This window comes from Proteus sp. Marseille-Q3619 (assembly GCF_965283115.1).
In genome coordinates this window covers 864,328-880,303 of sequence record NZ_CBDIMP010000001.1, presented here as the reverse complement: position 1 = coordinate 880,303, position 15,976 = coordinate 864,328, and the positions used below count along the sequence as shown (strand labels likewise).

At 38.9% G+C, this 15,976-nt stretch carries 16 protein-coding genes; 14 read left to right on the top strand and 2 right to left on the bottom strand.

Features of this window, described 5'->3' with window-relative positions; translation table 11 throughout:
• Positions 1-11: 11 nt before the first annotated feature.
• From hisS to der, 4 genes are all read left to right on the top strand, one after another.
• Positions 12-1,295 (top strand): histidine--tRNA ligase, encoded by a 1,284-nt coding sequence (gene hisS, locus ACWPWK_RS04170; RefSeq protein ID WP_036912557.1) that lies wholly within the window; start codon positions 12-14, stop codon positions 1,293-1,295.
• A 10-nt stretch (positions 1,296-1,305) separates the two neighbouring features.
• Positions 1,306-1,926, top strand: a complete 621-nt coding sequence (locus ACWPWK_RS04165; RefSeq protein WP_109370956.1) for a YfgM family protein — start codon at positions 1,306-1,308, stop codon at positions 1,924-1,926.
• A gap of 14 nt (positions 1,927-1,940) precedes the next feature.
• The gene (gene bamB / locus ACWPWK_RS04160; protein ID WP_109370955.1) at positions 1,941-3,113 is read left to right on the top strand and encodes an outer membrane protein assembly factor BamB; all 1,173 of its coding nucleotides are present in this window, start codon (positions 1,941-1,943) and stop codon (positions 3,111-3,113) included.
• A gap of 119 nt (positions 3,114-3,232) precedes the next feature.
• Positions 3,233-4,723 carry a ribosome biogenesis GTPase Der gene (der, locus tag ACWPWK_RS04155; protein ID WP_098942308.1) on the top strand — a complete coding sequence of 497 codons (1,491 nt, stop codon included), beginning with the start codon at positions 3,233-3,235 and terminating at the stop codon, positions 4,721-4,723.
• Between the two features lie 71 nt (positions 4,724-4,794).
• Here der and ACWPWK_RS04150 read toward each other — a convergent pair whose 3' ends face one another.
• Entirely contained in the window at positions 4,795-5,709 is a 915-nt protein-coding gene (locus ACWPWK_RS04150) for a Gfo/Idh/MocA family protein (protein ID WP_109370954.1), read from the bottom strand.
• A 319-nt stretch (positions 5,710-6,028) separates the two neighbouring features.
• Between ACWPWK_RS04150 and ACWPWK_RS04145 the strand changes: the two genes are divergently transcribed.
• Both ACWPWK_RS04145 and ACWPWK_RS04140 read left to right on the top strand, forming a co-directional pair.
• Positions 6,029-6,598, top strand: a complete 570-nt coding sequence (locus ACWPWK_RS04145; RefSeq protein WP_109370953.1) for a hypothetical protein — start codon at positions 6,029-6,031, stop codon at positions 6,596-6,598.
• A gap of 106 nt (positions 6,599-6,704) precedes the next feature.
• Positions 6,705-7,052, top strand: a complete 348-nt coding sequence (locus ACWPWK_RS04140; protein ID WP_244184987.1) for a hypothetical protein — start codon at positions 6,705-6,707, stop codon at positions 7,050-7,052.
• Between the two features lie 89 nt (positions 7,053-7,141).
• Here ACWPWK_RS04140 and hemF read toward each other — a convergent pair whose 3' ends face one another.
• Entirely contained in the window at positions 7,142-8,050 is a 909-nt protein-coding gene (hemF, locus tag ACWPWK_RS04135) for an oxygen-dependent coproporphyrinogen oxidase (RefSeq protein WP_109370952.1), read from the bottom strand.
• Positions 8,051-8,183: 133 nt separating this feature from the next.
• Between hemF and ACWPWK_RS04130 the strand changes: the two genes are divergently transcribed.
• From ACWPWK_RS04130 to cysM, 8 genes are all read left to right on the top strand, one after another.
• Positions 8,184-8,621: a GNAT family acetyltransferase gene (locus ACWPWK_RS04130; RefSeq protein WP_109371471.1), complete on the top strand. Its 438-nt coding sequence runs from the start codon at positions 8,184-8,186 to the stop codon at positions 8,619-8,621.
• A 337-nt stretch (positions 8,622-8,958) separates the two neighbouring features.
• Positions 8,959-9,555 carry an RpoE-regulated lipoprotein gene (locus tag ACWPWK_RS04125; protein ID WP_244184986.1) on the top strand — a complete coding sequence of 199 codons (597 nt, stop codon included), beginning with the start codon at positions 8,959-8,961 and terminating at the stop codon, positions 9,553-9,555.
• Positions 9,556-9,708: 153 nt separating this feature from the next.
• Positions 9,709-10,605 (top strand): Dyp-type peroxidase, encoded by an 897-nt coding sequence (locus ACWPWK_RS04120; protein WP_109370951.1) that lies wholly within the window; start codon positions 9,709-9,711, stop codon positions 10,603-10,605.
• Between the two features lie 236 nt (positions 10,606-10,841).
• A complete protein-coding gene (gene cysP / locus ACWPWK_RS04115) occupies positions 10,842-11,861 on the top strand; it encodes a thiosulfate ABC transporter substrate-binding protein CysP (protein WP_109370950.1) in 1,020 nt (339 codons plus the stop codon).
• Positions 11,861-12,694, top strand: coding sequence for a sulfate/thiosulfate ABC transporter permease CysT (cysT, locus tag ACWPWK_RS04110; RefSeq protein ID WP_072068681.1), 834 nt, complete (start codon positions 11,861-11,863; stop codon positions 12,692-12,694). The genes cysP and cysT overlap by 1 nt, the downstream gene beginning before the upstream one ends.
• On the top strand, positions 12,694-13,536 hold the full coding sequence (gene cysW / locus ACWPWK_RS04105) for a sulfate/thiosulfate ABC transporter permease CysW (RefSeq protein WP_109370949.1): 843 nt from the start codon (positions 12,694-12,696) through the stop codon (positions 13,534-13,536). The genes cysT and cysW overlap by 1 nt, the downstream gene beginning before the upstream one ends.
• Positions 13,537-13,568: 32 nt before the next feature.
• Positions 13,569-14,657, top strand: a complete 1,089-nt coding sequence (gene cysA, locus ACWPWK_RS04100) for a sulfate/thiosulfate ABC transporter ATP-binding protein CysA (RefSeq protein WP_109370948.1) — start codon at positions 13,569-13,571, stop codon at positions 14,655-14,657.
• A 173-nt stretch (positions 14,658-14,830) separates the two neighbouring features.
• Entirely contained in the window at positions 14,831-15,715 is an 885-nt protein-coding gene (cysM, locus tag ACWPWK_RS04095) for a cysteine synthase CysM (protein ID WP_109370947.1), read from the top strand.
• The last annotated feature ends 261 nt before the right edge of the window (positions 15,716-15,976 follow it).

Genomic DNA, 15,976 nt, shown 5'->3' with positions numbered 1-15,976 from the left:
AGAGAAGAAAAGTGGCACAAAAAATCCAAGCCATTCGTGGTATGAACGACTATCTACCTGCTGACACTCGCGTATGGCAGAAAATTGAAAATACGCTAAAACAAATTTTAGCGGGTTACGGCTTTAGTGAAATCAGAACACCTATCGTAGAGCATACCCCTCTATTTCAGCGAGCAATTGGTGAAGTGACCGATGTTGTTGAAAAAGAAATGTATACTTTTACCGATCGTGGCGAAGATGCCCAAAGTCTGACATTACGCCCAGAAAACACAGCAGGTTGTGTTCGTGCGGGTATCGAGCATGGTTTGCTTTATAACCAAGAACAACGTTTATGGTATTTAGGACCAATGTTCCGTTATGAGCGCCCTCAAAAAGGTCGTTATCGTCAATTCCACCAGTTAGGTGCAGAGGTCTTTGGTCTACAAGGCCCAGATATTGATGCGGAATTAATTATGCTAACTGCGCGTTGGTGGAAAGCGTTAGGTATTGCAGAACACGTAACATTAGAACTTAACTCTATTGGTTCATTAGAAGCGCGTGCTAAATATCGTGAAGCGTTAGTTGCTTTCTTAGAGCAGCACGTAGATAAGTTAGATGAAGACTGCAAGCGTCGTATGTATTCTAACCCATTACGTGTTTTAGACTCAAAAAATCCAGAAATTCAGACTTTATTGAATGATGCGCCTGAACTTTTCGATTATCTTGATGACGAATCAAGAGCGCACTTTGATGGTCTTTGTGCTTTATTGGATGCTGTCGGTATTACATATCGTGTTAATCAGCGTTTAGTTCGTGGTTTAGACTATTATAACCGTACTGTTTTTGAGTGGGTAACTAGCGCATTAGGTTCACAGGGAACCGTGTGTGCGGGTGGCCGTTACGATGGCTTAGTGAAGCAACTTGGTGGGCACCCAACACCAGCAGTTGGTTTTGCTATGGGGATGGAGCGCATGATCTTATTAGTTCAAGCGGTTAACCCTGAATTTGTTGCAGATACTAATGTCGCTGATGTTTACCTTGCTTCATTTGGCGAAAAGAGTCAAAGCGCAGCATTAATGCTGGCTGAAGAAATTCGTGATCAATTACCAACATTACGTTTAATGACGAATCATGGTAATGGTAACTTTAAAAAGCAGCTAGGGCGTGCTGATAAACAAGGCGCTAAAATTGCTCTGATTTTAGGCGAAGATGAAATTAATGCCGGCACTGTTGCAGTGAAAGATTTGCGTTCAGGGGAACAAACAATCGTTGCTCGCAATGAGCTCGCTCAGCAATTGACTCTGTTATTAGGTTAAGGAGAGACTTGTGGAAGTTTATAGCACCGAAAACGAACAAGTTGATGCAATTAAACAGTTCTTTAAAAACTACGGTTTAACTATTGTTTTAGCCGCTGTTATTGGTTTTGGTGGTGTTTTTGGTTGGAAATATTGGCAATCACATCAAACAAATCGTCTGCAAGAAAGTGCAGGTGCTTTTGCAACAGTCAGCGAGGCACTTGCTAAGCCTACGCCTGAAAATATTGCATTAGCTGAAAAATTTGTTACTGAAACGAATGATATTTATGGCGCTTTAGCTTCATTAGAGCTAGCCCAAATCGCTATTGATGCTAATGATTTAGTCAGTGGTGAACGTCATCTAACGAATGCTGTGGCAAAAGTAAAAAATGACGCATTTGCAGATATGCTTAATCTTCGTTTAGCTCGTGTACAATTAGCATTAGATAAAACAGATGCTGCTTTAGTTTCGTTAGAGCAAGTGAAAGGCAAAGCATGGAATGGAATGAAAAATTATATCCGTGGTGATGTCTTAGCGAAAAAAGGCGATAACACAGGTGCTACAACCGCTTATCGTAGCGCATTAACTGATGAAAATGCGGGTGCTATTCGCTCACTGGTTGAACTTAAACTCAATAATTTATCCAATTAAAGGGATCTTCAGACATGCAACTGCGTAAAACTCTCCTGGTTGGTCTACTAGCATCTGCTTTGTTGGCAGGATGTTCTAGTGAACAGGATAATGTGACAATGTCTCCATTGCCTGAGGTGCAAAGCCAATTTACACCTAGAGCTGTTTGGGACAAATCAGTTGGAAATGGTATTGGTAAATACTATTCTCACTTGTCACCAACATGGGATGGCGCAGTTGTTTATGTCGCTGATCGCCATGGTTTAGTGAAAGCATTAGATGTAGAAACAGGTAAAGAGCTTTGGTCGCAAGATCTCTCTATTAAAACAGGTTTTCTTTCATCCAATGAGTCCGCATTACTTTCTGGTGGGCTAACAGTTTCAGGCACTCGCGTTTTTGTGGGAACTGAAAAAGCGAAAGTATACGCACTGAACACTGAAGATGGCTCCATTGATTGGGAAGCAGATGTCGCTGGCGAAGCCATTTCAAAACCTGTTGTTAGTGATGGTTTAGTACTTATTCATACCAGTAATGGTATGTTGCAAGGACTCGACTTGTTAAGTGGTGAGATTTCTTGGACTATTAACTTAGATACTCCATCATTATCTCTTCGTGGCGAGTCTGCACCTGCTGTTGCTTATGGCGCAGCTATTATTGGTGCAGATAATGGCCGTGTCAGTGCAGTTGTTCTTTCTCAAGGGCAGTTGATTTGGCAACAAAATATTTCACAAATTAAAGGCTCTACTGAAATTAGCCGATTAAATGATGTGGATATCACACCGATTATTGATGAAAATACTGTTTATGCAATGGCGTATAACGGTAATTTAGTTAGCCTTGATATGCGTTCTGGACAAATTCTTTGGAAACGTGAGTTAGGCTCAGTCAATGATATGGTGCTGTTGGGTGATAATCTTTACCTTGTTGACCAAAATGACAGAGTTTTATCTGTTCGTAAATCTGATGGTGTGACATTATGGACACAAGAAGATTTATTGCATCGCAATTTAACTGCTCCGGCTATTTTTGATGGTTATTTAGTGGTTGGTGATGCAGAAGGTTATCTCCATTGGATTGATACCAACACAGGTAAATTTATTGCGCAAAACCAAGTGAACAGTTCAGGCTTATTAAGTCGTCCTCAAGCGGTACAAGATAAACTGATGATCCAAGCTCGCGACGGTAAGCTTTATCTTTATAGTCGGTAATTAATTGCTGACAAATCTATTTATTTTACGGCTCCTTTAAAGGAGCCGTTTCGTCTTTTTAGTAATTACATGTAAAATACAATCAGGTTTGTGATTGTATTTTTATGAGGCATCAAAAAATGATACCCGTTATTGCCTTAGTAGGGCGCCCTAACGTGGGTAAATCCACGTTATTTAATCGACTAACACGCACAAGAGACGCATTAGTTGCCGATTTTCCAGGCCTCACCCGTGACCGTAAATATGGTCGAGCAGAGTTAGAAGGCGAAGAATTTATTATTATTGATACCGGTGGTATTGATGGTGCTGAAGAGGGTGTTGAAACCCATATGGCATCACAATCGCTACAGGCTATTCAAGAAGCCGATATCGTACTGTTTTTAGTTGATGCTCGTGCGGGCTTGATGCCAGCAGACCAAGGTATTGCAAAACACCTTCGTGGTGTTGAGAAAAAAACGTATTTAGTTGCGAATAAAACTGACGGTATCGATATTGATACTGCATTAGCTGATTTTTACTCTTTAGGATTAGGCGAAATCTTCCCAATTGCTGCATCTCATGGCCGTGGTGTTGCTCAATTGATTGAACAAGCACTCTTACCAATTACGGGTAAAGTGGTGGAAGAAGAGCTAGAGCTGACTGAAGAAGAAGAAAATGCGGCTTATTGGGCTGCATTAGAAGCAGAACAAGAAGCACAAGCGTTAGAAGAGGAAGAAGACGACTTTGACCCTTCTACATTACCGGTAAAATTAGCGATTGTTGGTCGTCCTAATGTCGGTAAATCAACATTGACAAACCGTATGCTTGGTGAAGATCGTGTGGTTGTTTACGATATGCCAGGTACAACCCGTGACAGTATCTATATCCCAATGGAACGTGATGAGAAAGAATATATCATCATCGATACAGCGGGTGTTCGTAAACGCGGTAAAGTAAAAGAAACAGTAGAAAAATTCTCTGTTATCAAAACATTACAAGCTATTGAAGACTCTAACGTTGCATTGTTGGTTATTGATGCTCGTGAAGGTATTTCTGACCAAGATCTTTCATTATTAGGTTATATCCTGAATGCAGGTCGTTCATTAGTCATTGCTGTTAATAAATGGGATGGCATGACACAAGACGATCGCGAGCAAGTAAAAGCCATGCTTGATCTTAAACTGGGCTTTGTTGACTTTGCGCGTGTTCACTTTATTTCTGCATTACATGGTAGTGGCGTGGGTAATCTTTTTGAATCAATTCAAGAGGCCTATGTCTGTGCAACGCGTCGCGTAGGAACTTCTATGCTAACTCGCATCATGAAGATGGCAGAAGATGATCATCAGCCACCAATTGTTCGTGGACGTCGTGTAAAAATGAAATATGCACATGCCGGTGGTTATAATCCACCTGTTGTAGTTATTCATGGTAATCAGGTCACTGATTTACCAGATAGCTATAAGCGCTATTTGATGAACTATTTCCGCCGTACTCTGCAAGTGATGGGTACGCCAATCCGTATTCAATTTAAAGAGGGTGAAAACCCTTATGCGGATAAGAAAAATAAATTAACACAATCTCAGTTGCGTAAACGTAAGCGTTTAATGTCACATTTGAAGAAATCGAAATAAGTTAATTTAACGTCAAAAAAATAAAAACTGAGTTCAATTTATAATGAACTCAGTTTTTTTATACCTAGAATTTATTGATTAGCTAGCATTTTTTCTATCATGAGTTGAGCAACAATGGCTTGCTCTCCACTTGTCGATGGCTCTGTATTATTCGTAACACATTCAATAAAGTGTTCCACCGCCCCAATAAAACCTCGTTGTAATAAAATGGGATCCCAATTTTCTGGATGTTTTTCAGTGAGCCTACTTCTGCTTTCACTGCGCCATAAATTCATATTTGTAATTTGATGGATTGCATCTTCATCAACAGCAATAATCTGCTCTTGCTGGCTTCCTGCTTTTCTGTGCATTGATGTTGTTATCCAGCAATCGTCGATTTTTAAATGGTGTTCAGCATAAAAAAGTGCATTTTCTTTTGTTTGGATAATACTACCACTTAATAATTTAGCGTTTGAACCTGCTAACCAAAGCGCCGTATCAACAACATGTAAATAGTCATCAAACAAGGTAAAACGTGTCTCTTTAGGGCCGACACTATCACATCGATGTTTATCAATTCTTAAAGAAGAAAGGTGGGTAATATTTTGTTTCAACTGATGATAAAAGGGGGCAAAGCGGCGATTAAAACCCACCATGAGTTTTTTATTTTTCTTGGCAGCAAGCTTAATAAGTGCCTCAGATTGGTGAATATGTTCTGTTAAGGGTTTATCAACATAAACATGTACACCTGCGTTTAATAAATAGTCTATAACTTCAAAATGACTTGAAGTTGCACTATGTACAAATATCGCATCACACTGTTGGGCTAAAGCACTTAAGCTAGTGAATAAAGGGATACGATAAGTGGCACAAATTATATTCCCTTTTTCCTGATTAGGTGAAAATGCGCCTATAAATTCCCACTTAGAAGCTTTACTTAAAATAGGTAGATAAACTTTTTGTGCAATTGATCCTAAACCGACCATACCAATACGCAGTTTTCCCATTATTCACCTTCTCATTTTTTCAATGTGTTATCAGTTTAAGACAATTAAAAAGTAGGTATGTTACTCATATTATCGTGCCATTCCACAAACAATAATTCAAAGCCAGCAATATGCTGAGAAAAAATTGACTATGTCTGTTCTAGCAATTGGTGCTGACCATACTATCCGTGATGCGCCTCAACTGACACTAGAAGGAAGAGCTTTACACTTATAAAGTGCTATCTTTGTTAATGTATTTCGGTAGTGTAATTTCTTAGAAATACTGATAAATTTCATCCACAATGTATTTGCGTCTTTCTTTTATTTTTAGGAAATTAATATGCTTAGAGTATTTGTTCTCTTTGTTCTTCTTGGGTATCAAAACATTGCATTAAGTAGTGATACATCAAATAATTTTTCTCTTGGACTCGTTTCTAATAAAGAAGAGGGGCTTTTTTTATACACCGATAAAGCCACACTTGCAGCTCAATCTGTTTATACATGTTTTAATGATGCTACTGATAAAAATAACAATCGTTGTTTATCATTAAAAGGTGATGACTTTATCCTTTCAGATAAACACAATGTGGTTTATGACTCTGTTGACGATAAAACAACTTACACATTTTTTTATAATAAAAAACTGACTCAACTTGCACATTTTATGGATGAGTTATCAATATCTGTTATTTATCCTAATAATCCTAAGCAAGAAAATATGGTTAAAATCACTGGTGCATTAAATCAAGCTGAAATTATCTTTAATACTAATAAAGTGAATATAACGAACTGCTACAGCTCTGAAGGGATCCATATTTTTAATAAAGACGATATAAATAAATATCACTTATATTATTATTTGGGATTTGATGTTATTTCAGATTGTCCCGATGCATTATTTGAAGAGTAAAAGCGCTCTCACTTCAATAAGATTAAACTTCATAAAAAATTAATTATTTCTTTAAAAAAATAGCTAAAATGCAATTGATTCCCATTCGTCTTAATGAGCTATTACTTTGAAAAAAACGATCATCATTGCATCAATTTTTACGCTTTCTGCTTGTGCAACACCTGAAAAATGGGAAGCAAAAACTACAAATCCATCACCGTTAGATATTGCTAAGAATATGTGTATGCAAGAAGCTAAAGCGCGATATCCCGCGAGATATGTGGCTTCAAGCCAGCCTTCTTTTGCTCCTATGAGTATAAATGGTAAAGATATTCCTAATTCAGGCGCAGGAGCATCTCTTCCTTCCGATGCTAATGAATGGGAACGTAAAGACTATTTCAATACCTGTATGAGAGCAGAAGGGTGGGAACACAAAAATAAAGTGACAGGTTTACTGGCTTTTTTGTTTAATTGATTTTAGGAAATATTTGTTATTAAACTTCTCGTTTGATTCGAGTAAAGCCACATTTTTAATGTGGCTTTACTCTCAATAAATTAAGTATTTTATACCCACTCTTTTTGGATCAAAAAGTCACTGTATAACTTTGCTTCTGGGGTATTCGGTTCGGGTGAGTAATTGTACTCAAAACGGACTAAGGGAGGCATCGACATTAAAATGGACTCTGTTCTTCCGCCGCTTTGCAAGCCAAATAATGTACCTCTATCCCACACTAAATTGAATTCAACATAGCGGCCACGGCGATAGAGTTGGAACTGGCGTTCACGCTCTCCCCAAGGCATTGATTTGCGCTTTTCAACAATAGGCAAATAGGCATCAAGATAACCAAGCCCAACCTGTTGGACAAATTCGAAACAATGGTCAAAATCTGGAGTATTTAAATCATCAAAGAAAAGGCCACCTACACCACGAGGTTCATTGCGGTGTTTAATATAAAAATAATCATCACACCATTTTTTATAACGAGAGTAATAATCTCCACTAAAAGGAGTACAAACCGATTTAGCTACTTTATGCCAATGAATAACATCTTCTTCAAACCCATAATAAGGTGTTAAGTCAAAGCCACCACCAAACCACCAAACAGGATCTTCTCCCTCTTTTTCAGCAATAAAAAAACGCACGTTAGCATGAGAAGTTGGAATATAAGGATTAAGAGGATGAATAACTAATGAAACACCCATGGCTTGAAAACGACGTCCTGCTAATTCAGGGCGATGTGCAGTGGCAGATTTCGGTAATGTGTCGCCATAAACATGCGAGAAATTGACGCCAGCTTGTTCAAAAAGAGCGCCATTGGTTAAAACGCGAGTACGACCACCACCTCCTTCTTTTCTTTCCCAGTTATCTTGCTGAAAAGTGGCTTTTTGGTCTATGTTTTCAAGAGAGCGACAAATCGTATCTTGTAGTGATAAGAAAAATTCTTTAACGCGATGAATATCAGGTAAATTCATAATAACCTACAATTTTTATCATATTTATTAAAAATAGAACTCCATATTGTCTATGTTCTCATTTTCAAGTTGATTCATAAACTAAACAAGCGATAATAAATTCAGATTTATGTGACCGATAATGGGCAAAACCATGGAAATACGTGTATTTCGCCAAGATGATTTTGAGGCAATTATTACACTTTGGGAGCGTTGCGATTTGATATCGCCTGATAACGATCCTGAAATTGATATTGAAAGAAAAATAAACCACTCACCAGATTTGTTTCTGATCGCCGAAGTCGCGGGTGAACTCGTGGGTAGTGTGATGGGGGGCTATGATGGTCATCGTGGTTCTTTATACTATTTAGGCGTTCATCCAGATTTTAGAGGAAGAGGCATTGCGAATGCATTGATCTCTCGGTTAGAGAAAAAGCTGATCGCGAAAGGGTGTCCTCAAATTACATTAGTTGTACCAGAAGAAAATGATGCAACAATTTGTATGTTTGAGAAGTTATTGTATGAAGATCAAAACCAAGAAAGCACAACTTATACTAAACGATTAATTGTTGATCAGGATTTTGATCTTTAATTGTGTTTAAAACCCCTGATATTTTTAGGGGTTATTTCTCTTCCCTTTCTATTTTATCTCTTTTTTCTTTGTTTCTATTCTTACATTTGTACTTCTTATTTTATGCGTAAAATCTGATATTGCCTTTTCTGTGGAACAAAATGTTATGTTGATGGTCGTAACTAGGCTTTCTTTTCATGTGGTTATCTAAGATCAAATCAGTAAATATTTTGTTATTCTGACTTATTGCGACAGTTTTAGCCTGATGATTGAGACGATACAAAGAGTAAGATAAGGTGTACTTAATAACCTCAATATCTATTTTAATGTGTGACGAAAAAGTTTAACGGAGAAATAAATGATGCCTAAGTTTTGGTTACCCTTGTGTTTGAGCACAAGTGTTTTGCTATTAAGTGGCTGTTCATCCATGGGAGGAATGTCTTTTTCTGCACTAAATCCGATGAATTGGTTTTCAAATGATACGTTAACAGTTTCTGCTAATGGATTAGGTAATATCACCAGCTCAACAAAAATAACAGAAAGTGAAATAAAAAATGCGCTAGGCGGTAGCTTCAATTATCGTGAAGGTATGGAGATGCAAGGTAGCGATATTACTGTTGTAGTCCAAGCACTTGAAGATAATAAAATCCAAGTGGCTTTCTATGGCAAAGAAAAAGGCACCGTTGAGAAAATAGAAGTCTTTGATGCTAAGGCAACAACAGATTGGGGAATAACGATAGGTACACCATTTAAAGATATCTATAAAAAAGCATTTGGTGTGTGCAGCAAAGGCCCTAAAGATGAAAAACAGAGAACTATTTTATGTCAATCCACAGAAGCTAAATCGGTGAGTTATGTCTTTAGTGGTCAATGGGATGGTCCTGATGGATTAATGCCACCTGATGAAGTTCTATCTAACTGGACATTAACGCAGATTATTTGGCAGAACAAATAGCCTTCACGCTATTCCTTATGCTATTCCTTATAAAACAAGGAAGATTTTATAATCAGACTGTCCGATTTTTGTTAAAAGGCAAATCTTCAGGAAAAAATATTCGATATAATTAACATCATTCTAGGTGTTTTGATTATTGATTAGGAAAGCAATATGTCTCATGCACAAAGTGGCATTTTAGTCGCACATAGTAAATTTGGTCTTTTTATCGAAGCAATGGTTGTCGGTGAATTAGAGGCTCTGCGTGAAGGATGTCAGAAATTCATGCAATCATTATCTGATTTACAAAAGCAATTTCCTGATGCATCACTAGGCGCAGTTGTTGCATTTGGTTCTGATCTCTGGAAAAAACTTTCCGATGAAAATAGCGCACCAGAGCTCAAACCTTTTCGCCCTCTAGGTAAAGGTTTAGCGCCTGCAACACAGCGTGATCTTCTTATTCATATCCAATCTATGCGTCATGATGTGAATTTCTCACTGGCACAAGCCGCAATTGCTGCTTTTGGTGACGCAATCAAAGTTGAAGAAGAAATTCATGGTTTCCGTTGGATAGAAGAGCGCGATTTAAGTGGTTTCATTGATGGCACAGAAAATCCACAGGATGATGAACGTTATGGTGTTGCACTAATTAATGACGGCATTGATGCTGGTGGTAGTTATGTTTTAGTGCAACGTTATGAGCATAACCTGAAAAAATGGGCTCGTTTTAGTGAATCAGACCAAGAAAAAATGATCGGTCGCACTAAAAAAGACAGTGTTGAACTTGATGAATCTGAGCGTAATGTGACATCTCACGTTTCTCGTGTTGTGATTGAAGAAGATGGTGAAGAGCTAGCGATTTTACGTCACAGCCTGCCTTACGGTACTGCAAGCGGTAAACATGGTTTATATTTCTTAGCTTACTGTGGTCGTTTATATAACATCGAGCAGCAACTATTGAGCATGTTTGGTGAATTAGACGGCAAACATGATGACCTATTACGTATGAGTAAACCTGTAACGGGAAGTTATTACTTCGCACCTTCTTATGAAGTATTAAAATCACTGTGATTATTATCTAGTGTTAAATACGCTTTATTAATGAAATGCCTGCTTTAAAAGCGGGCATTTTTGTCTGAATTTTTTTCATATAAAGAGTAATTGATGCAAATTTAATTAATTAGCCTGAGTTTTATTCATTTTTAATAGCTTATAGTTATATCAAATAACAAAAGCTAACTACACTGTTATAAATAAAGTCGATAGAGTAACCATTAGAATAAAACTTACAATGATGGGTACTTTTAATGAAGAAAAACACGATCAGAACCTTTGCATTACAAGCAACCGTAGCATTGTCTTTGGTGGTTAGTAGTTATGCAGGGGCGGCTCAATTACTTAATAGCTCTTACGATATCGCCAGAGAGTTATTCACACAGCTAAACAGCGATTTTAAAACACAATGGGATGCACAACATCCTGACGATAAAGTCACCATCAAACAATCACATGCAGGCTCTTCTAAGCAAGCACTTGCAATATTGCAAGGTTTACCTGCGGATGTAGTGACCTATAACCAAGTTACTGATGTGCAAATTTTGCATGATAAAGGCAAATTAATTCCTGCTAATTGGCAACAACGTCTTCCTAATAATAGTTCACCTTATTATTCGACCATGGCGTATTTAGTACGCAAAGGAAATCCAAAGAACATTACTTCATGGGAAGATTTAACGCGTGAAGATGTCAAAGTGGTTTTCCCTAATCCTAAAACATCGGGTAATGGCCGCTATACCTATTTAGCCGCGTGGGGAGCTTTTGAAAAAGCTTATGGTAACGATGAGAAAACACAAGAAGCGATGAAGAAATTCCTCAAGAATGTTGAGGTGTTTGATACAGGAGGCCGTGGTGCAACGACTTCTTTTATTGAACGTGGACTCGGAGATGTATTAATAAGCTTTGAATCTGAAGTTAATAATATTCGTCAACAATATGGTGAAGATGAATATCAAGTCATTGTACCACCTGTTGATATTTTAGCTGAATTTCCAGTCGCTTGGATTGATAAAAATGTTCAACGTAATGACAACGAAGCACTGGCAAAAGCCTATCTAAACTATTTATACAGCCCTAGAGCACAAGAGATCATCACGCAATTTAATTATCGCGTAAATGATAAAGCGGTCATGGCTGAAAAAACAGCACAGTTCCCCGCAACGTCACTATTTACGGTTGAAGAAGTATTTGGTGACTGGAATAACGTGATGAAAACACATTTCACGACAGATGGCATGCTTGACAAGTTATTAGCGCAAGGACGTCAATAATGTTTACCACAACCAGCAAACGGGTTTTACCGGGATTTGGATTAAGTTTAGGTGGAACACTGTTTTATACCTGCTTGATCTTGCTGTTACCAATGAGTGCGCTGGTTGTGCAACTTTCTGATATGAGTTGGGCCCAATATTGGGCAGTAATCACGCATCCACAAATTGTGGCCGCTTATAAAGTCACGCTATTAGCGGCGGCAGTTGCCAGCATTTTTAATGCTATTTTCGGTATGTTGCTTGCGTGGATCATTACTCGTTACCGTTTTCCAGGTAGACAACTACTTGATGGTTTAATGGATTTACCTTTCGCTTTACCTACGGCTGTTGCGGGCTTGACACTCGCAACGCTTTTTTCAACACAAGGCTGGTACGGTTTTGTATTGGATAAATTTGATATAAAAGTCATTAATACATGGATTGGTATTGCCGTTGCTATGGCTTTTACCAGTTTACCTTTTGTTGTAAGAACGGTTCAGCCAGTTCTTGAAGAGTTAGGCCCTGAGTATGAAGAAGCGGCTGAGACGCTAGGAGCGAGTCGTTGGCAGACTTTTCGTAAGGTTGTATTACCTGAATTATCACCGGCACTAATAGCGGGAACCGCGCTCTCTTTTACGCGCAGTTTAGGTGAGTTTGGCGCCGTTATTTTTATTGCTGGCAATATTGCATGGCAAACAGAAGTCGTTTCTTTGATGATTTTTATTCGATTGCAAGAGTTTGATTATCCTGCGGCAAGTGCCGTTGCTTCTGTAATTTTACTTGTTTCATTAGTCTTACTGTTTTCAATTAATGGATTACAAAGCCGATTTGGTCAACGGTTAAGGGGGCATTGATGTCAGATATTATGCAACAACGCTCGGTATATCGTCGCCAAATTGATTGGGTAAAGTGGGGGTTAATCTTTACTGGCGTTGTGTTATCCATTTTATTTTTAGTTGTGCCTATTGCGTGGATCTTTATGACCGCGTTTTCAAAAGGCGTTGAAATATTTACTGAGAATTTATTAGACAGCGATATGTTACATGCTGTCTGGTTAACGGTTCTCATCGCGATAATCACTGTACCTGTCAATATGTTGTTCGGTGTCAGTATGGCATGGCTTGTCACGCGCTTTCGTTTTCCGGGGCGCCAACTGTTAATGACGTTGATAGATATTCCATTTGCAGTATCTCCAGTGGTTGCTGGATTACTTTATCTGCTTTTTTACGGTAGCAATGGCTGGGCTGGGCAGTGGTTATCGCAATTTGATATCCAACTTATGTTCTCATGGCCGGGAATGGTATTAGTTACGGTGTTTGTCACTTGCCCTTTTGTAGTCAGAGAACTGGTACCAGTGATGATGAGCCAAGGTAGCCAAGAAGATGAAGCTGCCGTGTTATTAGGAGCGAGTGGGTGGAAGATGTTTTGGCGAGTGACGTTGCCTAATATTCGTTGGGCATTGCTCTATGGTGTTGTTTTAACGAATGCTAGAGCAATTGGTGAGTTTGGTGCGGTTTCTGTGGTGTCTGGTGCTATTCGTGGCGAAACCTATTCACTACCGTTACAAGTGGAATTACTTCATCAAGATTACAATACCGTTGGCGCATTTACGGCGGCTGCATTACTCGCCATGATGGCAATATTCACTTTAATGTTTAAAAGTGCATTGCAATGGCACTTAGCTCGTCAGCAATGACATCATTATTTACACAAAAGTAGAGGCAAAATATGAGTATTGAAATTAATAGTGTCACAAAATATTTTGATCGCACTGAAGTGTTGCATGATGTCAGTCTTGATGTGGCTTCAGGTGAAATGGTGGCGCTGTTAGGGCCTTCAGGATCGGGAAAAACGACACTTTTACGTATTATTGCAGGTCTTGAGCATCAAACCCAAGGAAGTATTCGTTTCGAAGGGCAGGATGTTAGCCGATTACATGCGAGAGATCGCAAAGTCGGTTTTGTTTTTCAGCATTATGCATTGTTTCGCCATATGACCGTATTTGAGAATATCGCTTTTGGTTTAACCGTATTGCCCCGCCGCGAGCGCCCTAGCAAAGACGCAATTCATAAAAAAGTTGAGCAGTTATTAGAGATGATCCAATTGCCTCATTTAGCTCAACGTTATCCAGCACAATTGTCAGGCGGACAGAAACAGCGTGTAGCCTTAGCAAGAGCATTGGCCGTTGAACCTCAAATTTTGTTATTAGATGAGCCTTTTGGTGCTTTAGATGCCAAGGTGAGAACCGAATTACGCCGTTGGTTACGTGAATTGCATGAAGAGCTTAAATTTACCAGTGTCTTCGTCACTCATGATCAACAAGAAGCGATGGAAGTGGCTGATCGCATTGTGATTATGGGAAATGGCAAAATAGAGCAAGTAGGGACACCACAAGAAGTGTGGCAATCACCAAAAAGTCGCTTTGTTTTAGAATTTTTAGGTGATGTGAACCACCTAAAAGGTAAAATTAATGGCGCTCAATTACAGATTGGGGGATATCACTTGCCATTATCTGTGACACCGCTTTATCAAGGTTCGGTAGATGTGTTCTTACGTCCGTGGGAAATTGCATTAAGTGTACATGCCAATAGTGTTTGCAGATTACCCGTTAAGGTTATTGAGGTATCACCCAAAGGGCATTATTGGCAGTTAATTTTACAGCCATTAGGTTGGAGTGAAACACCTATTACTGCAGTTTGGAATGATATTTCTTCGGCGCCAACAAAAGGAAATACCTATTATATGGGAGGTGCTCAAGCCCGTTTATATACGGGAGATACTCCCTTAAATACAGTATCGTTAGCTTATACCGCTTAATTTTATTAATAGCATAGCCTTTTATTATTTCTCACCCATGCTTATTTTTAGCGTGGGTGTTTTGGTTTTTACGAAAGTGTAGAGACTTATCGAATTACGTTAATGTTATTGCGTTAATAAGTTAAATGTGATTTCTTCATTAATACAGACAAACAAATGAGCAGGGACTTATTGTGGCAGGGTTAGAACAATTTATTGGTAATACACCATTAGTAAAACTACAACGACTTACACAAGAGGTAGACGCTGAAATCTGGGTTAAGCTTGAAGGCAATAATCCCGCAGGTTCAGTAAAAGACAGAGCTGCATTATCGATGATTGAACAAGCGGAATTACGCGGTGAAATAAAGCCGGGTGATACGTTGATTGAAGCAACCAGTGGTAATACGGGGATTGCCTTAGCGATGATTGCGGCGGTAAAAGGTTACCGTTTAAAGCTGCTAATGCCTGAGAATATGAGTAAAGAGCGTCAAGCATCAATGCAAGCTTATGGCGCAGAATTGATTTTAGTGAGTCGTGAAATCGGTATGGAAGGTGCACGAGATCTCGCACAACAAATGGAACAACAGGGTGAAGGTAAGGTATTAGACCAATTTAATAACCCCGATAATCCAAGAGCACATTTTATTTCAACAGGCCCTGAAATTTGGCAACAAACACAAGGTCGTATTACGCATTTTGTTTCAAGTATGGGAACAACGGGCACAATCACTGGTGTGGGAAGTTACTTAAAAACACAATCTAATAGTGTGCAAGTGATAGGCCTTCAGCCTGAAGAGAAAAGTCAAATTCCTGGTATTCGTCGTTGGTCACCTGCTTACTTACCGGGTATCTTTAAAAAAGAGTTGGTGGATAGTGTGATAGATATGTCACAAAAAGAAGCAGAATCAACGATGCGCCTTTTAGCTAGCCAAGAGGGTATCTTCTGTGGCGTAAGTTCTGGAGGGGCTGTTGCTGGCGCTCTGCGCGTTGCAAAAGAGAATCCTGGTGCGGTGATTGTTGCGATTGTGTGTGATAGAGGCGATCGTTATTTATCTACGGGCGTTTTCTCGTCATAATTCAAGTTGTAGCGTTGTTGACTGCGTTCACTCACCCTAGTCACATACTAATGTATACTCCTAGGGGCTTATTCACTTGTCGCCTAGCTACACCTTGAATTATTTAGAGCATTTTACTCGTTATACTTCAAGTTGTAGCGTTGTTGACTGCGTTCACTCACCCTAGTCACATACTAATGTATGCTCCTAGGGACTTATTCACTTGTCGCCTAGCTACACCTTGAATTATTTAGAGTAAGAACATCGTCGAATGAGTTAGCG

What these genes read in the sequence shown, in the direction of transcription:
- bamB (WP_109370955.1), top strand. Translation starts at nt 1,941, where the DNA reads ATGCAACTGCGTAAAACTCTCCTGGTTGGTCTACTAGCATCTGCTTTG.
- der (WP_098942308.1), top strand. Translation starts at nt 3,233, where the DNA reads ATGATACCCGTTATTGCCTTAGTAGGGCGCCCTAACGTGGGTAAATCC.
- ACWPWK_RS04150 (WP_109370954.1), bottom strand. Translation starts at nt 5,709, where the DNA reads ATGGGAAAACTGCGTATTGGTATGGTCGGTTTAGGATCAATTGCACAA.
- ACWPWK_RS04145 (WP_109370953.1), top strand. Translation starts at nt 6,029, where the DNA reads ATGCTTAGAGTATTTGTTCTCTTTGTTCTTCTTGGGTATCAAAACATT.
- hemF (WP_109370952.1), bottom strand. Translation starts at nt 8,050, where the DNA reads ATGAATTTACCTGATATTCATCGCGTTAAAGAATTTTTCTTATCACTA.
- ACWPWK_RS04130 (WP_109371471.1), top strand. Translation starts at nt 8,184, where the DNA reads ATGGAAATACGTGTATTTCGCCAAGATGATTTTGAGGCAATTATTACA.
- ACWPWK_RS04125 (WP_244184986.1), top strand. Translation starts at nt 8,959, where the DNA reads ATGATGCCTAAGTTTTGGTTACCCTTGTGTTTGAGCACAAGTGTTTTG.
- ACWPWK_RS04120 (WP_109370951.1), top strand. Translation starts at nt 9,709, where the DNA reads ATGTCTCATGCACAAAGTGGCATTTTAGTCGCACATAGTAAATTTGGT.
- cysP (WP_109370950.1), top strand. Translation starts at nt 10,842, where the DNA reads ATGAAGAAAAACACGATCAGAACCTTTGCATTACAAGCAACCGTAGCA.
- cysT (WP_072068681.1), top strand. Translation starts at nt 11,861, where the DNA reads ATGTTTACCACAACCAGCAAACGGGTTTTACCGGGATTTGGATTAAGT.
- cysW (WP_109370949.1), top strand. Translation starts at nt 12,694, where the DNA reads ATGTCAGATATTATGCAACAACGCTCGGTATATCGTCGCCAAATTGAT.
- cysA (WP_109370948.1), top strand. Translation starts at nt 13,569, where the DNA reads ATGAGTATTGAAATTAATAGTGTCACAAAATATTTTGATCGCACTGAA.